The organism is Prescottella sp. D32, assembly GCF_037287305.1.
Taxonomy (GTDB): Bacteria; Actinomycetota; Actinomycetes; order Mycobacteriales; family Mycobacteriaceae; genus Prescottella; species Prescottella equi.
The window spans coordinates 124,640-140,332 of record NZ_JARBSW010000006.1; the positions used below are offsets into that span (position 1 = coordinate 124,640).

Annotated in this window: 19 protein-coding genes; 8 read left to right on the forward strand and 11 right to left on the reverse strand. The window is 69.5% G+C overall.

The features are described 5' to 3' along the window. Window positions 1-176 precede the first annotated feature (176 nt). Window positions 177-1,688 (reverse strand): glycerol-3-phosphate dehydrogenase/oxidase, encoded by a 1,512-nt coding sequence (locus tag PSS76_RS21715; RefSeq protein ID WP_064058910.1) that lies wholly within the window; start codon window positions 1,686-1,688, stop codon window positions 177-179. A gap of 37 nt (window positions 1,689-1,725) precedes the next feature. After that, window positions 1,726-2,313 (reverse strand): TetR/AcrR family transcriptional regulator, encoded by a 588-nt coding sequence (locus tag PSS76_RS21720; RefSeq protein WP_337456616.1) that lies wholly within the window; start codon window positions 2,311-2,313, stop codon window positions 1,726-1,728. 20 nt (window positions 2,314-2,333) lie between these two features. Between PSS76_RS21720 and PSS76_RS21725 the strand changes: the two genes are divergently transcribed. Further along, complete coding sequence (locus PSS76_RS21725) at window positions 2,334-3,962, forward strand: FAD-binding oxidoreductase (RefSeq protein ID WP_337456617.1); 1,629 nt, start codon at window positions 2,334-2,336, stop codon at window positions 3,960-3,962. Beyond that, entirely contained in the window at window positions 3,959-4,849 is an 891-nt protein-coding gene (locus PSS76_RS21730) for a diacylglycerol kinase (RefSeq protein ID WP_005513730.1), read from the forward strand. The genes PSS76_RS21725 and PSS76_RS21730 overlap by 4 nt, the downstream gene beginning before the upstream one ends. 3 nt (window positions 4,850-4,852) lie before the next feature. Here PSS76_RS21730 and PSS76_RS21735 read toward each other — a convergent pair whose 3' ends face one another. Next, the gene (locus tag PSS76_RS21735; RefSeq protein ID WP_005513731.1) at window positions 4,853-5,566 is read right to left on the reverse strand and encodes a PIG-L deacetylase family protein; all 714 of its coding nucleotides are present in this window, start codon (window positions 5,564-5,566) and stop codon (window positions 4,853-4,855) included. A gap of 4 nt (window positions 5,567-5,570) precedes the next feature. Beyond that, window positions 5,571-6,788: an MFS transporter gene (locus tag PSS76_RS21740; RefSeq protein WP_064079143.1), complete on the reverse strand. Its 1,218-nt coding sequence runs from the start codon at window positions 6,786-6,788 to the stop codon at window positions 5,571-5,573. Window positions 6,789-6,876: 88 nt separating this feature from the next. Between PSS76_RS21740 and PSS76_RS21745 the strand changes: the two genes are divergently transcribed. Beyond that, window positions 6,877-7,761, forward strand: a complete 885-nt coding sequence (locus PSS76_RS21745; RefSeq protein ID WP_064079144.1) for a LysR family transcriptional regulator — start codon at window positions 6,877-6,879, stop codon at window positions 7,759-7,761. On the opposite strand, the gene PSS76_RS21750 is transcribed toward PSS76_RS21745, so the two are convergent. Continuing rightward, window positions 7,758-7,934, reverse strand: coding sequence for a hypothetical protein (locus tag PSS76_RS21750; RefSeq protein WP_005513734.1), 177 nt, complete (start codon window positions 7,932-7,934; stop codon window positions 7,758-7,760). The two genes, PSS76_RS21745 and PSS76_RS21750, sit on opposite strands and share 4 nt — an antisense overlap. Window positions 7,935-8,160: 226 nt before the next feature. Between PSS76_RS21750 and PSS76_RS21755 the strand changes: the two genes are divergently transcribed. From PSS76_RS21755 to PSS76_RS21765, 3 genes are read left to right on the forward strand one after another with little or no spacing between them, the layout of a single operon-like run. Continuing rightward, window positions 8,161-8,772: a biotin transporter BioY gene (locus PSS76_RS21755; RefSeq protein WP_005513735.1), complete on the forward strand. Its 612-nt coding sequence runs from the start codon at window positions 8,161-8,163 to the stop codon at window positions 8,770-8,772. A 15-nt stretch (window positions 8,773-8,787) separates the two neighbouring features. Beyond that, window positions 8,788-9,468 (forward strand): energy-coupling factor ABC transporter ATP-binding protein, encoded by a 681-nt coding sequence (locus tag PSS76_RS21760; RefSeq protein ID WP_005513736.1) that lies wholly within the window; start codon window positions 8,788-8,790, stop codon window positions 9,466-9,468. Then, entirely contained in the window at window positions 9,465-10,070 is a 606-nt protein-coding gene (locus tag PSS76_RS21765) for an energy-coupling factor transporter transmembrane component T family protein (protein ID WP_337456618.1), read from the forward strand. The genes PSS76_RS21760 and PSS76_RS21765 overlap by 4 nt, the downstream gene beginning before the upstream one ends. Before the next feature lie 12 nt (window positions 10,071-10,082). Here the strand turns inward: PSS76_RS21765 and pspM are convergent, their stop codons facing one another. The 5 genes from pspM to pgsA all read right to left on the reverse strand — a co-directional run bounded on the left by pspM (window position 10,083) and on the right by pgsA (window position 13,527). Then, window positions 10,083-10,853 (reverse strand): phage shock envelope stress response protein PspM, encoded by a 771-nt coding sequence (gene pspM / locus PSS76_RS21770; RefSeq protein WP_013415773.1) that lies wholly within the window; start codon window positions 10,851-10,853, stop codon window positions 10,083-10,085. 132 nt (window positions 10,854-10,985) lie between these two features. Then, window positions 10,986-11,810 carry a phage shock protein PspA gene (gene pspA / locus PSS76_RS21775; RefSeq protein ID WP_081122068.1) on the reverse strand — a complete coding sequence of 275 codons (825 nt, stop codon included), beginning with the start codon at window positions 11,808-11,810 and terminating at the stop codon, window positions 10,986-10,988. Between the two features lie 172 nt (window positions 11,811-11,982). Beyond that, a complete protein-coding gene (locus PSS76_RS21780) occupies window positions 11,983-12,333 on the reverse strand; it encodes a helix-turn-helix domain-containing protein (RefSeq protein ID WP_084870618.1) in 351 nt (116 codons plus the stop codon). Between the two features lie 73 nt (window positions 12,334-12,406). Beyond that, window positions 12,407-12,895: a CinA family protein gene (locus PSS76_RS21785; protein WP_005513741.1), complete on the reverse strand. Its 489-nt coding sequence runs from the start codon at window positions 12,893-12,895 to the stop codon at window positions 12,407-12,409. Continuing rightward, complete coding sequence (gene pgsA / locus PSS76_RS21790) at window positions 12,892-13,527, reverse strand: CDP-diacylglycerol--glycerol-3-phosphate 3-phosphatidyltransferase (RefSeq protein WP_013415771.1); 636 nt, start codon at window positions 13,525-13,527, stop codon at window positions 12,892-12,894. The genes PSS76_RS21785 and pgsA overlap by 4 nt, the downstream gene beginning before the upstream one ends. Before the next feature lie 168 nt (window positions 13,528-13,695). On the opposite strand from pgsA, the gene PSS76_RS21795 reads away from it, so the two are divergent. Both PSS76_RS21795 and PSS76_RS21800 read left to right on the forward strand, forming a co-directional pair. Next, window positions 13,696-14,184 (forward strand): amino-acid N-acetyltransferase, encoded by a 489-nt coding sequence (locus PSS76_RS21795; RefSeq protein WP_005513743.1) that lies wholly within the window; start codon window positions 13,696-13,698, stop codon window positions 14,182-14,184. Window positions 14,185-14,213: 29 nt separating this feature from the next. Further along, window positions 14,214-14,498 carry a YciI family protein gene (locus PSS76_RS21800; RefSeq protein ID WP_005513744.1) on the forward strand — a complete coding sequence of 95 codons (285 nt, stop codon included), beginning with the start codon at window positions 14,214-14,216 and terminating at the stop codon, window positions 14,496-14,498. A gap of 49 nt (window positions 14,499-14,547) precedes the next feature. On the opposite strand, the gene PSS76_RS21805 is transcribed toward PSS76_RS21800, so the two are convergent. Next, the gene (locus tag PSS76_RS21805; RefSeq protein ID WP_005513745.1) at window positions 14,548-15,546 is read right to left on the reverse strand and encodes a TerC family protein; all 999 of its coding nucleotides are present in this window, start codon (window positions 15,544-15,546) and stop codon (window positions 14,548-14,550) included. Window positions 15,547-15,693 lie beyond the last annotated feature (147 nt).

Consider the following 15,693-nt stretch of genomic DNA (forward strand, 5'->3'; position numbering starts at 1 on the left):
GAATGCGTTACCACCCAGACGAATTCCGACCTCTGATGTCGCGTATGCCGTTGTCGTCGCGTATTGCGCGCAACCTGTGGACCTGGGTGGTCCTCCTCGGTCCGACCAGCCGAACGAACTGGACGGGCGCGAACAGGTACTTCGACGTGCTCGACCCACAACCCCCTGGTGAACGCTCAGTGCCCGCCCAGCGCGCGCTCGGCCGCCGGAAGCGCCCGCTCACGGTCTGCTGCAACGAGACCGATCCGGGTGCGCCTGTCGAGGAGATCGTCGATGTCGAGCGCGCCCTCGTGGCTGACCGCGAACGCCAGTTCCGCGTGGGTGACGTCGATGCCGTCGGCGATGGGGGTGAGCTCGCCGCAGTCGGCGACGAGGCCGGCCTCGCTGCCGTACCGCGCCACCAGCGAGGCCGGCAGGTTGCGCGGCGCGGTCCGGTCCGCGCCCACCGCCCGCAGATCCGTCGTCACGCACGGGCCGGCGGTCAGCCCGCCCGCCGCGATCGCGGCATCGACCGCGTCCTGCGCCATCTTGCGGTAGGTGGTGAGCTTGCCGCCCACGACACCGACGACGCCGTTCGACGAGCGGAGTACCGCGTGGTTTCGGGACAGGTCCGCCGTCTCCCCCTCGCCGGTGTCGAGCAGCGGTCGCAGCCCCGCGAACGTGCCGAGCACGTCGGACCGGGTGACGGGCGTCGCGAGCGCAGTGTTGACGGTGTCCAGCAGAAAATCGATCTCGCTGTCGGAGGCGACCGGGACATCGGGAATCGCACCGTCGACGGCCTCGTCGGTGAGCCCCAGATAGACCCGCCCCAGTTGGGCGGGCAGCGCGAACACGAAACGGTTGGTCTCCCCCGGGATCGGCACGGTCAGTGCGGCGGTGGGGTTGCCGAGCAGTTCGGCGGGCAGCACCAGGTGGGTGCCGCGGCTGGGCTTGAGACGGATGCCTGGGTCGACCTCGCCGGCCCACACCCCCGCAGCATTGACGACGGAGCGCGCCCGGATCGTCAGTTCCTCGCCGGTCAGCTCGTCGCGCAGACGGGCCGAGTCGCCGGTGACGTCGTAGGCGCCGACGCGGGTGAGGACGATGGCGCCGTGCGCCGCGGCGGTGCGGGCGAGCGCGACGACGAGCCGAGCGTCGTCGACGAGTTGCCCGTCGTACGCGAGCAGGCCACCGCGTAGTCCGTCGCGCCGCACGGCCGGAGCGAGCTGCGCGGCGCGCTCGGCGTCGACCCGGCGGGACCGCGGCAGCACCGACGACGGCGTCCGGGCGGTGACGCGCAGCGCGTCGCCGGCGAGGAATCCCACCCGGACCAGCGACTTCTCGAACATGCTCACCGACGGCAGCAGCGGCACCAGCTGCGGCAGCGCCCGCACCAGGTGCGGTGCGGTACGGGTCATGAGGATGCCGCGTTCGACGGCGCTCTCGCGGGCGATCCCGACGTTGCCGGACGCCAGGTAGCGCAGTCCGCCGTGCGCCAGTTTGGAGCTCCAGCGGCTCGTGCCGAAGGCGAGGTCGTGTTTGTCGACCAGAACCGTCCGCAGCCCCCGCGACGCCGCGTCGAGCGCGGTGCCGACCCCGGTGACGCCGCCACCGATCACGAGGACGTCGACGTCACCGCGGTCGCCGAGGCTGTCCAGCTCGCGCCGGCGCCGGTCGGCATGGAGCGCGGACTTCGGGTTGTCCTGCACGGTGGTTCCTCCTGGTCGTGGTGCTGGGGATGCCGCGTCAGCGCGGCGCGAGGTAGGTGTCGACCGCGACCGCCAGTTCTGCGGTCAGGGCTTCCGGGGGCAGCACCTCGGCCACCATCCCGGCCGACTGAACGGCCGACTGCGCGATCAACAGCACCATCGCGGCGATGTGGACGGGATCGCCCGCGCGGATCGATCCGTCGATCTGGCCCGCGGCAACCGCCTGCGAGACCCGCTCGACGATGGCTCGCTGGCTCGTGCCGAGGCGGTCGACGATGTAGGTCATCAGCAGGTCCGGATCCGACCGCAGGATCTTCACGAACAACGGGTGCTCCCGCATGCCGATCGCGACCTCGACGACGGCGCGCACCAACTGGACCCGGGCGGGCTCGTCGCCGTCCATGTCGGGGATGACGACGCGGATCTCCCGGGTCAGCAGGTCGGCGACGACGGCCCGGGTGTCGGGCCAGCGCCGGTACACGGTGGGACGGCTGACGCCCGCGCGGCGCGCCACCTCGGCGAGCGTCGTGCGACGGAGACCGAAGTCGAGCACACACGAGCGCGCCGCGTCCAGGATCTGGTCGTCGACGCTGGGAGCGTCCGAAAGCTCGTTACAGATAGACATCGTGTGTAACACTGTAACGCATGTCCGACGCCTTCGTCCCCGAGTCCCCCACCACCCCTTCCCCCGCCATGGAGTGGGACGCATGGGGTGTCGCAGAGTTCCGGCGCCACCTCTCGCCGCAGGTCACCGCACTGCTCCAGCAGGCACTCGGAGTGTCCGCCGAGCAGTCCCCGCCACCGGAGGAATCCGACGCGATCGTGCGCGAGAGCGAGCTCGGCGCCCCGCTCGTCCACGCCCTCGAGGACCTCCTCGGTGTCGACAACGTCCGCACCGACGGCCCCACCCGCCTGCGCCACGCCGGCGGCAAGAGCACGCCGGACCTGTTGCGCCGCAAGTCGACCGGCGAGCAGGACGCCCCCGACGCAGTGCTGCTGCCCAGCACGCACGACGAGGTTCTCGCGCTGCTGCGGTTCTGCGCGGCCGAGGGCATCGCCGTGGTGCCCTTCGGTGGCGGCACCAGCGTCGTCGGCGGCGTCGACCCGGTCCGCGGCCGCTTCGGGTCCGTCGTGGCACTCGACCTGCGCCGCCTCGACGCGCTCGTGGACCTCGATGCGGTCTCCGGCGTCGCGACCCTCCAGGCGGGGGTGACAGGTCCGCAGGCCGAACAACTGCTCGGCGAGCACGGCTTCTCTCTCGGCCACTTCCCCCAGAGCTTCCAGTTCGCGACCATCGGCGGGTTCGCCGCGACCCGGTCGTCCGGCCAGGCGTCCGCCGGCTACGGACGCTTCGACGACATGGTCGAGTGGCTGCGCGTCGCGACGCCGTCGGGCACCCTCGACCTGGGCCGCGGTCCCGCCTCCGCGGCCGGCCCCGACCTGCGTGAGCTGTTCGTCGGCTCGGAGGGCACGCTCGGCATCATCACCGAGGTGGGTCTGCGCGTGCACCCGGTCCCGGAACGCACCGCCTACCAGGCGTGGTCGTTCCCCGACTTCGAGACCGGTGCCGCCGCGCTGCGGGCCGTCGCCCAGTCGGGTTCCGCACCGACCGTGATGCGGCTGTCCGACGAGGCCGAGACCGGGATCAATCTGGCCCTGTCCGGCGACGTCGGCGGCGACAGTCCGACGTCGGGCTGCCTGGCGATCACGACCTTCGAGGGCACCGATGCGCACGTCGACGCCCGCTACACCGAGGCCACGGCACTGCTGGCCGCCGCCGGCGGCACCGCCCTCGGGGAGGCTCCGGCGCAGGCCTGGGAGCACGGCCGCTTCAACGCCCCGTACCTGCGGGACGCACTGCTGAACGCCGGCGCGATCGCCGAAACCCTCGAAACCGCCACGCGCTGGTCCAATCTGACGAACCTCCGCTCGACCGTCACCACGGCGCTGACGGAATCACTTGCCGCGCAAGGCACCCCGGGTATCGTGATGTGCCACATCTCGCACACCTACCCCACCGGCGCATCCCTGTACTTCACGGTGGTCTGCGCCCAGGCCGCGGATCCGCTGGCTCAGTGGGCCGCCGCCAAGCGCGCGGCGGGCGACGCGATCGTCGCCGCCGGCGGCACCATCACCCACCACCACGCGGTCGGCGTCGACCACCGTCCGTGGATGGGCAGCGAGGTGGGCGATCTCGGCGGCCGGGTCCTGCGGGCAGTCAAGGACGCAATCGATCCCGCCGGAATCCTCAACCCTGGCAAGCTGATCCCATGACGCGATCGGTCACCGTCCTGACCAACCCCGCCGCGGGCAGCGGCCACGCCTCGTGGGCGTCCGCCGCTGCCGTCACCCGACTGCGCGAGCGGGGCGTCGCCGTCACCGAGATCGAGGGCAGCTCCGCGGAGGAGGCGCTCGATCTGGCACGCAAGGCCGTCGCCGAGGGCACCGACGCTCTCGTCGCCGCCGGCGGCGACGGTGTCGTCAGCATCGCGTGGCAGGCCCTCGCGCAGACCGGAACGCCGCTCGGAATCGTTCCCGGAGGCACCGGCAACGACCATGCGCGCCTCTTCCACATCCCGGTCGACGATCCGGTGAAGGCCGCAGACATCGTCGCGGCGGGCGAGGTCGCCACCGTCGATCTCGCCCGCGCCGGTGAACGCTGGTTCGGCACCGTGTTGTCGAGCGGGTTCGACGCGCTCGTCACCGACCGCGCGAATCAGATGCGATGGCCCAAAGGCCCGATGCGGTACAACCTCGCGATGATCGTGGAACTCGCGCAACTGAAGCCGATCCCCTACCGGATCGTCCTCGACGACCGCACGATCGAACTCGACGCGACCATGGTGTCCGTCGGCAACGGGACGTCGTACGGCGGCGGCATGCTCATCACGCCGCACGCGAAGCTCGACGACGGGTTGCTCGACGTCACGGTCGTGAAGTCGGGCGGCCGGTTCAAGCTGGTGCGGCTGTTCCCGACCGTCTACAAGGGCACCCACGTCGAACTCGACGAGGTCGAGACGTACCGCACCCGGAAGCTGCGACTCGAGACCGGCATCCCGGTCACCTCGTACGCCGACGGCGAGTTCGTCGGGCAGTTGCCGATCGACGTCGAGGCCGTCCCGGGGGCCGGACGCGTCATAGTCGGTGCGCCGCTCGGCTGAGCGTCAACCGCCGAAGACGTACAACTCGAACCCGACGGCGCGTTCGGCATCGAAGCCCGGTCGGGGCGCGGTGGCCATCTCGATCTGGCGGGCCGCCTGCTCCAGGACCGGTTCGGCGCTGAGGGCCGTGAGGTACGCGTTGTGCTCGCACAGCGACCGAACCGCCCGTTCGACGGTGGCGGTGACGTCCACCGCATGGGTGATCCCGACCATCGCATTGACGGCTGCCCAGCGCGCGCCCGTCCAGGGCGGCTCGACGAGTTCCGGGAAGATCCACTCGTTGGCGGCGTCGGCGACGGCGTCGAGCACCGCGAGCCCGACGGCGCGGTGGTCGGCGCTGTTGAGGACGCCCGGGCCCCACGTCTCTCGGAAGTTCGCCGTGACGACCATCTCGGGCCGATGCTGCCGGATGACCCGTGCGAGGTCCATCCGCAGCTGCGGCCCGTACTCGACGGTGCCGTCGGGATAACCGAGGAATTCGACCTCGGTCACGCCCACCACGGCGGCCGAGGCTCGCTCCTCGTCCTCGCGCAGCGGGCCGCACTGCCGGGGGTTCAGGCCCGCGATCCCCGCCTCGCCACTGGTCACCAGGACGTACCGGATGTCCTTGCCCTGGTCGGTCCAGCGGGCCACCGCCGCGGCAGCGCCGTATTCGATGTCGTCGGGGTGGGCGACGATCACCAGCCCACGCTGCCAGTCCTCGGGAATCGGCTCCATGAGGTCAGCATGCCCCGACCGGGGTGCTCGTGCGCGCCGAAATCCGCAGATCCAGCCACCACACGACGAGGACCGCGACCGACAGGCCGACGCCCGCCCAGCACACTCCCACCCAGCCGTGAGTGGCCCACAGCAGCGAACCGAGCGCCGATCCGGCCGCGCCGCCGACGAAGTAGCCGGTCATGTACACCGCCGTGACGCGGGAACGCGCTTGCGGCGCAAGGGCGTAGATGACGCCCTGATTGCTCACGTGCACGCACTTGAGCGCCACATCGGAGATCAGCACCGCGAGTACGAACGCGATCAGGCTGCTCGCCCCGAGACCGAACAACGCCCACGACGCGATCAGCACCGCTGCCCCGACGCCGGCCGTGGCGCGGGCGAAGCCGCGGTCGGCCAGGCGTCCGGCGACGTTCGCCATCACCGCGCCCGCCACACCGGCGAGGCCGACGAAACCGATCGCGACGTCGTCGAGCCCGAACGGCGGCGCGGCGAGCACGAAGGCCATCGCGGCGAACACCGTGCTCGCGGCGGCGAAGCTCAGGGCACTCATCGCGGTCGCGGTACGCAGCCGCGGATGTTGCCGCAGCAGTGTGCCCATCGACGCGAGGATCGCGCCGTACCCCAGTCCGTGGTCGTCGCGCGACGTCGGCAGTGCACGCCACAACAGTGCGGCGATCAGCAGCATCGCTACCGCGCTCACGCGGTACACCGTCTGCCAGCCGCCCAGCGGGGTGAGCAGTCCGGCCACGCTGCGGGCCAGCAGGATTCCGACCATGAGACCGCTCATGACCGTGCCGACCGCCGTGGCGGCCCGTCCGGGTTCGGCCAGTGCCGCCGCGAACGGGACCAGAACCTGCGCCGCCACCGAGAACAACCCGGCCGTCGCGGTCCCGATCATGAGCCAGCCGATCGAGGGCGCGAACCCGCACACCCCCTGCCCGAGCGCGGCGAGAACCATCAGACCGACGCTCAGCCGCCGACGGTCGACCAGGTCACCCAGCGGGACGAGGAAGAGCAGCCCGAGACCGTAGAACACCTGCGACAGCGTGACGGTGACGGCCGCCGTGGACTGCTCCACGCCGAGCGCACCGGCGATCGAGTCGAGCAGCGGCTGGTTGAAGTAGTTGCCGCCCACGCACAGTCCGCACGCGACGGCCATGACGAGCAGCAGTCCGGGAGACAGTGTGGGGCGGGGGGTTCGGCTTTCGATGACGCTCACCGAGCAATTCTTTACCCCCGGTAATCATCTGTCTAACATCTGAATCAGATCGAACTGATCTCTGGTTGCGATCAATCGGAGGAGAGCTATGGAACTACGACAGTTGCGCTACGCGATCGCCGTGGCCGAGGAGCGACACTTCACCCGCGCCGCGAACCGGCTCCACGTCGCCCAGTCCGCGCTCAGTCACCAGGTGCAGCAACTCGAACACGAACTCGGCACCGCGTTGTTCACGCGGACGAGTCGCCGCGTGGAACTGACCGACGCCGGCGAGGCGTTCGTGCTGCGCGCTCGCGAGGTACTCGCCGCTACCGAACGACTGCGCGGCGACGTCGCCTCGACCGCGGAGGCGGTCACCGGCACGTTGCGGATCGGCACCATCACGACGCTCACACAGATCGACCTGGCCGCACACCTGCGTTCGTTCCTCGATACACATCCCGGAGTGGACGTGCACGTCGTCTCGGCTATGAGCGAGTCGATAGTCGCGCAGGTCGAGGCGGGCGAACTCGACCTCGGATTCATCGGCCTGTGGCACACCCGACCGCGTGCCGGGCTCACCGCGCGCGTGCTCGGCACCGAGCAACTCGTCGCGGTCGTCGCACGCGATCACCCGTGGGCGACGCGCACCACCGTCACCCTCCTCGACCTGGCGAGTGTGCCGACCGTCGACTTCCCGGAGGGCACCGGGGCCAGGCGGCAGAGCGACGACGCGTTCACCATGGCCGGGCTTCCCCGCAAGGTCGTCGCGCAGGCCGGGTCGGCGAGCCTGGTCGCCGCGCTCACCGAAGCCGGCACAGGCGTGGGCTTCCTCCCGGAGTCCGATGCCGTCACCCGGCCCGGCCTGCACCTGCTGCGTATCGCCGATGCCCCTATTCGCACCGTGCACATGATCAGCAAGCCGACGCTCGTCACGCCGCCGGGCCGCGCCTTCGCCGATCTGGTCGAGCGACACCTCGGCGGCGACAGCTAGAACCGCGAGTTGTCGGACCGCTCGGACGATCCCGACATCGCCTTGAACAACATGTAGAGCCCGAAGACGATCGCGCTCACCACGAGGATCCCGAACAGCCCCTTGACCAGGGCTCCGATCAACGCGAAGGCGATCCAGACCACTGCCACGGCGCCGACGATCTTCCAGAACACGATGTGCCTCCTGTGGGTCCTCTCCGACGATCCTACGACCGCCGCACCATGATGCTGTCACGGTGCATACCGGAAAGCAGCAGCTCAGCGCCAAGATCGGGGAAAGATGGGGGAAGACCCTGAGAGCGCCGAGCGGGAGGGAATGCGCCCGCACCCGTCGCTTGACATAAGCTCGCCAGGTTGACCCCGATCCCGTCCCGCGAACCACGAGGAGCAGTAGGTAGCCGTGTCGTCGACCTCCACCACGGGCACTCCCCGGAACACCGCGCGCGATCTCGCGCAGATCGCCGTCTTCGCGGCACTCATCATCGCGCTGGGCCTGCCCGGGACGATCAACGTCGGCGGGTCCGCGGTTCCGATCACCCTGCAGACCCTCGGGGTCATGCTCGCCGGCGCACTGCTCGGCCCCCGCAAGGGCACCCTCGCGGTCCTCACCGTGATCGTCCTCGGCCTCGCCCTGCCGGTCCTCGCCGGTGGTCGCACGTCGCTCGTGTCGCTGTCCAGCCCCACCGCGGGCTTCCTGATCGGGTGGCTTCCCGCCGCTGCTGTGATCGGCTGGCTGAGCTATCGGATGCTCCCCCGGTACAACGTCTTCGGCGGCGTCGCGATCAACCTCCTCGGCGGCATCGTGGTCCTGTACGCGTTCGGTATCCCCGGCATGCTTCTGAAGACGGATCTGACGGTGTCGGCGGCCTTCGCCGCGAACCTGACGTACCTGCCCGGCGACGTGATCAAGGCGGTCGTCGCCGCGGTCGTCGCCGCCCAGGTCCATCGCGCGTACCCGGCCCTCGCCGCCCGGAGCCTGCCCACGGCCCCGGTTCGCGTCGACGCCGTATAGGGCCGTACCTGCGCGATGAGCGAGATCCGGTTCGAGGCTGTCCACCACTCCTACGGTGAGCGCACGGTGCTCGCGGGGATCGACCTCACCCTCACCGAGCGCCGGATCGGCGTCGTCGGCGCGAACGGCAGCGGCAAGTCGACGCTGGCGAGGATGATCAACGGGCTCGTGACCCCCACGTCGGGAACGGTATCCGTGGACGGGCTCGACGCCGCCCGCAAGGGCCGGCAGGTGCGCAAGAAGGTCGGGTTCGTGTTCACCGACCCCGACCACCAGATCGTCATGCCGACCGTGTCGGAGGACATCGCGTTCTCGCTGCGCCGCAGCGCGCTGAGCAAGGCCGAGCGCGCCGACCGGGTCACCCAGGTACTCGCCGACTTCGGCCTCGACGGGCATGCCGACCACCCGACGCACCTGCTCTCCGGCGGCCAGAAACAGCTGCTGGCCCTGGCAGCGGTGATGGTGACCGACCCCGACGTCCTGGTCGCGGACGAGCCGACGACGCTGCTGGATCTCCGCAACGCGCGGCTGATGCGCTCGACGTTGGCCGCCCTCCCGCAGCAGCTCGTCGTGGTCACCCATCACCTCGATCTGCTCGACGACTTCGACCGGGTGATCGTGATCGACGGCGGCCGGGTCGCCGCGGACGGCGCACCCGGAGAGGCGATCGCCCACTATCGCGGGTTGATCGGATGACCACGCTCGGCCTGTACACCCCCGGCTCGTCGCTCCTCCACCGCCTGCCGCCCGGCGTCAAGTTGGTCGCGATGGTGCTGGCGATCACCTCCGTCACGATTCTCGTGCGAGAGCCGTGGCACCTGGTGCCCGCAATCGTCGTCGTCGCAGCGCTCTACGCCGTCGCACGCATCCGTGCACGGGTGGCGCTCGCTCAGTTGCGGCCGCTGCTGTGGGCTCTGATCTTCATCGGAGCGTTCCAGGTGATCTTCACCGGCTGGGCCCGTGCGACCGTGGTGTGCGGCACGATCGTGCTCGCCGTCTCCCTGGCCGCGCTCGTCACGCTCACCACGCGGGTCACCGACATGCTCGACACCGTGAGCCGGGCACTGCACCCGCTGCGCCGGGTCGGGGTGAACCCGGAGCGGGCCGGGCTGGTCCTCGCGATGACGCTGCGCTGCATTCCACTGCTCACCGGCATCGTGCAGCAGGTCTCCGACGCCCGCAAGGCCCGCGGCCTCGGCTTCTCGTTACGTGCGCTGGCCGTGCCCGCCGTCGTGTCCGCGCTGATGACCGCAGAAGCGATGGGCGATGCGCTCGCCGCACGCGGCGTAGACGACTGACCTGTTCCGGCGTCAGCGGCGGAAGCGCCGGTCGATCTCGTCGACCTCGCCCAGCGCGTCCGCCCAACCCTCCAGACGATCCGACGCCGACAGCAGCTCCTCGCGCTGGCGATCGAGCATCGTGTACGACGACGACTGTGCGGGCGCCGTCATCCGCGCGGCGGCGGCGACCAGCCCCTCGTACTGCACGACGCCGTCGGCGAGTTGCTGCTCGGCGTTGCGGACGGCGTGCTCGAGATGGGGGGCGGCCGCCGCGGTCCCCCGACCGGCGTTCTCCATGGCGACGACGTCCGACGCGACGGACCGCAACGCTGCGGAAGCCGCTCTCGCGGTCTCGCCCGTGTGATCGAGTTCGTCGACGTCCACGACCGAGGACCGGCCCAGGACCCCGAGGATCTGGTTCAGGCTGCTCTCCGCGGCCGCCAGTCGCTCCATGGGTGCCCGCGCCGCCGACCCGGCCGGCGGCAGGGGTTGGCGCGTCACCGTGGGCGCCGGCAGTGGCGTCGCGGTCAGCCGGCGGTAGGTGCCGACGGCGACGACGGCGGGTACTGCGAACAGTGCGGCGGCACCGCCGGTGGCCACGACGGACCAGTCGGGCGCCGACGCGACCGCAAGCGACGCCGTGCCCACGACACCGGCACCCGACGCGATACCGAACCGGGTGGCCCGCTTGCGGGCCCGACGCCGCTTGCGCAGCATCCGTTCACGGGGATCCGACCACCGGCGGACCTTGTCGGCGACACTGCCGCCCACCTCACGCAGCACGTTCTGCGCGCTCGTCACTGCCGACGTCGCGCTGTCTGCCAGCGTCGACGCGTCTCCGAATACAGAGCCGGCCGGCCGGGATCGTCTCCCGGACCGGCCGTCTCGTGCGTTGCTCATCGAACCCGTCTTCGTGTTCGCCGCGAAGCGTTCCTACTGCGCGGAGGTTTCGCCGTTGGCGGACGCCGCCGGCGGCTCGGGGGCGGCCGCGGGCTGCGCCGGGGTGGCGGTGGCACCACCCGAGGGAAGGGCGTCGCCCTTCATGGAGGCGCGGATCTGCTCGAGACGGCTGTGGCCGGCCATCTGGATGCTCGCCTGCTGGACCTCCATCATGCGGCCCTGCACGGAGTTCTGGGCCAGCTCCGCAGCGCCGAGCGCGTTGGCGTACCGCTGCTCGATCTTCTCGCGGACGGCGTCGAGGCTCGGGGTGTTGCCCGGGGCGGACAGGGTCTGGTCCATCGACCGCAGCGAGTCCGACACACGTTCCTGCATCTTGGCCTGCTCGAGCTGGCTGAGCAGCTTGGTGCGCTCGGCCACCTTCGACTGCAGTGTCATGGCGTTCTGCTCGACGGCCTTCTTCGCCTGAGCGGCCGCCTGCAGTGCCTGGTCGTGGAGCACCTTCAGATCCTCGACGGACTGCTCTGCGGTGACGAGCTGCGCCGCGAACGCCTCGGCGGCGTTGGTGTACTGAATGGCCTTCTCGTTGTCCCCGGCAGTGGCGGCCTGGTCGGCGAGCGTCACGGCCTGGCGCGCATTCGCATTGAGCTTCTCGACCTCGTCGAGCTGACGGCTCAGCTTCATCTCCAGCTGGCGCTGATTGCCGATGACCGACGCCGCCTGCTGGGACAGGGCCTGGTGCTGACGCTGCGCGTCCTCGATCGCCTGCTGAATCTGAACCTTGGGGTCGGCCTTCTCATCAATCTTGGAATTGAAGAGCGCCATCAGGTACTTCCATCCCTTGACGAAAGGATTAGCCATGGGTTGATCCTGCCTCCATCTGGTGCGCCGCGCCATGCGCGACCCGATGCGCGACCGTCGCACATCGAACTCGAGTTCTGCCCCTCCGGTCGGCCGCCGCGAGCCCGCCTGGCTCGCGGCATCCGACCGTCTACCTGTGAATCTATCGGTTCGTGCGTATCGGATGCACGGCTCAGGCAGCCGCCAGCGCACGGGCCGTGGGCGCCGGGATCACGACCCTGGTGTCCTGCGCGATGCGCCCGCCGACCTGCTGCGCCGCCCCGCTGACCGCCTCGGCGGTTTCCGGAGGCTTGACCGCCAGCGACTCGCTGACGTCGACCAGCACCTCGGACAGCGGGACCTCGAGCGCGTCGCAGATGGCGGCGAGCAATTCGCTCGACGCTTCCTTGCGACCCCGCTCGATTTCGGAGAGGTAGCCGAGACTGACGCGGGCGCTGTTCGACACCTCACGCAGCGTCCGGCTCTGCGACACGCGTGTGCGCCGAAGACTGTCACCGATTGCCTCACGCAATAGCAGCGCCATCTCGCTCCTCCTTCTTCCGACACCCCACTCGTGAATACAAACGCACGAACGTGAGCGATTGGTTCCCGAAACCCTATCGCGCCAGTCGATCGAGCAAACCGGACACCGCCGCTCGGACACAGCCGAACCGTATATCCCATCGCTCCCCGGTCAGCTGTAGGGCCGTGACCTCGGTACCGTCCGGTCCGCTCAACCCGAGGAACACGGTCCCCGGGGCGTGACCGTCCTGCGGGTCGGGTCCGGCCACCCCGGTCAGCCCGATGCCCCAATCGGCACGGCAGCGTTCCCGCGCCCCATCCGCGAGCTGCGCGGCCGTCGTCGGTGCGACGGGACCGTCCGACGCGAGCACGGCCGGGTCGACGCCCGCGAGGCTGCCCTTGAGATCGGTGGCGTAGACGACGAACCCACCCCGCAGCACGGCGCTCGCACCGGGCACCCCCGCCACGGTCGCGGCGAGCAGTCCCGCAGTAAGTGATTCCGCGGTGGCGAGCGTCTGCCCCCGACCGACCAGCGCGTCGACCAGTTCGCGGGCGGGCACCGCTGCCGTCAGTGGATCCGTCATGCGCCGGTGCGCCGCACCCCGGCGCGCAAGCGCACCGCCTGGATCACGTAGTCGAGCCCCGTGGCGACCGTCAGCACGACGGCGAATCCCATCAACGTGGCACTCACCGGTGCGAACCCGTCCGGCAGCGGGGCCAGATAGAAGCCGATCGCCACGGACTGCACGAGCGTCTTGAGTTTGCCGCCGCGTCCGGCCGGGATCACTCCGTGCCGGAGCACTGCGAAGCGCATCAGCGTGATGCCCAGCTCACGCGCGGCGATGATGCCGGTCACCCACCACGACAGGTCACCGAGCAGCGACAACCCGACGAGGGCGGCCCCGATCAGTGCCTTGTCGGCGATCGGATCCGCCATCTTCCCGAAATCGGTGACGAGTCCGTGCTTGCGGGCCAACTGACCGTCCACCCGGTCGGTCAGAGCCGCGATCGCGAAGATCGACGTGGCGGCGATCCGCCACCCGGTGGAATGACCACCGTCGACGAACAGCGCCACGAGAAAGACCGGCACCAGCACGATGCGCAGAATCGTGAGGATGTTCGCGATATTCAGCAGAGGCACCGGGGTGTGCGGGGCGATGCCGATCCCGGGCTGCGCGTCGGGCGCTGCTGCCGTCTCACGGCGCGGACTGCTCATGTCCGCTCCGATCCGACGGTTCGCCCAGGCACGCCCGAGACGAACGGGACGTGATGAGGGGCGACGGATCGGGGCGGCACACTGCTCACAATATCGGTTCGGGGGATGACTACTGTGCACCACATGACTTCTGGAACTCCGACAGCTGGAACGAACGAGGCTGAAGGGATGAAGGTGCGACGCGCGCGCACCTCGGACGTGCCGGAAATCAAGCGACTCATCGACATCTACGCCGGAAAGATCCTGCTCGAGAAGAACCTCGTGACCCTGTACGAGGCGGTCCAGGAGTTCTGGGTGGTCGAGGACGCCGGCACCGTCGTCGGCTGCGGCGCCATGCACGTGCTGTGGTCCGACCTGGGCGAGGTTCGCACGGTCGCGGTGGACCCGTCGGTCAAGGGCCGGGGCGCGGGCCACCTGGTGGTGGCCAAGCTGATCGAGGTGGCGCGCGACCTCGAACTCGAGCGACTGTTCGTCCTGACCTTCGAGGTCGATTTCTTCGCCAAGCACGGCTTCGCGGAGATCGAGGGCACGCCGGTCACCGCGGAGGTGTACGCCGAGATGTGCCGGTCCTACGACACCGGTGTGGCGGAGTTCCTGGACCTGAGCTATGTCAAGCCGAATACGCTGGGCAATACCCGCATGCTGCTCACGCTCTGAGCCTTCCGGACTTCGGGATCGAGGAAAACATGCCCCTGTTCGCCGTCCAGTACACGTACGCGCCGGAGAAGTCCGCGGAGCGCGACGATCATCGCACCGACCACCGCGCGTGGCTGGCCGATCTCGTTCGCCGGCACATCGTCCAGTCGTCGGGACCGTTCGCCGACGGCAGCGGCGCCCTAATGATGGTCGAGGCCGCGACCGCAGACGACGTGATCGCGCTGTTCGACCAGGATCCGTTCGCCAAGCGCGGCCTGGTGGCAGCACGCCTCGTCCGGGAGTGGATCCCGGTCTTCGGTGTCTTCGTGAAGTGACCTGCGACGCCGGCCGGACGATGCACCCGGCCGGCGTCGCAGTTCCCGACTAGCTGGAGACCGGCGTGTTGTCGGACTTGTCGTTGCGCGTCTTGATCAGGCTCGCGACGGTCGTCACGACGAGCACGCCCATGATCACGCTCAGCGACATCACGGTGGAGATCTCCGGCACCGAGACGTGCTCACCTCCGTTGATGAACGGCAGCGTGTTCTCGTGCAGCGCGTGCAGGACAAGCTTCACACCGATGAACGCCAGGATGATCGACAGACCGTAGGACAGGTACACCAGACGCTCGAGCAGGCCGCCGATGAGGAAGAACAGCTGCCGCAGCCCCATGAGCGCGAAAGCGTTGGCCGTGAACACGAGGTACGGCTCCTGGGTGAGGCCGTAGATCGCGGGGATCGAGTCCAGCGCGAACAGGACGTCGGTGAAGCCGATGACGACGAGGGCGAGCAGCAGCGGCGTGACCACGCGCTTGCCGTCGATCTTCGTGATCAGCTTGTCGCCGTCGTACTCCTCGGTCGTCGGCAGAACGCGCTTGACGAGGCGGACGAGCTTGTTCTCGCGGTCCTGTTCGGCCTCGGCTCCGTGGTCGGCGTCCTTGATCAGCTTCGCTGCGGTGTAGATGAGGAACGCACCGAACAGGTAGAAGACCCAGCTGTAGGTGTTGATCGCGGCGGCGCCGACGGCGATGAACGCGCCGCGCATCACCAGTGCCATCACGATGCCGATCAGCAGCACCTTCTGCTGGTATTCGCGAGGCACCGCGAACGTGGACATGATGATCACGAAGACGAACAGGTTGTCGACCGACAGCGCCTTCTCCGTCACGTAGCCGGCGAAGTACTCACCGCCGAACGTCGTGCCCCAGTTGGCCATGACGAACAGCCCGAACACGACCGCCAGTCCGATGTACACCGCCGACCAGAAGGCCGACTCCCGGAACGTCGGTGCGTGCGGCGTGCGCACGTGCGCGAAGAAGTCGAAGACGAAAAGCCCGAGGATCACCACGCACGTGACGATCCAGACGAGTGGGGAGACATGCATCAGCTAATTGCCCTCCGGTAGGTACGTTTCACCACCGGAGGTCTCTCCCACCGATCGGGCGGCAGTGCCGCTTCCGATCAGCCGACAGACCCGGACCGGCAACGGTGCCGATCGTGTTGACGTATCTGCCGCAGGATTGGGGATACT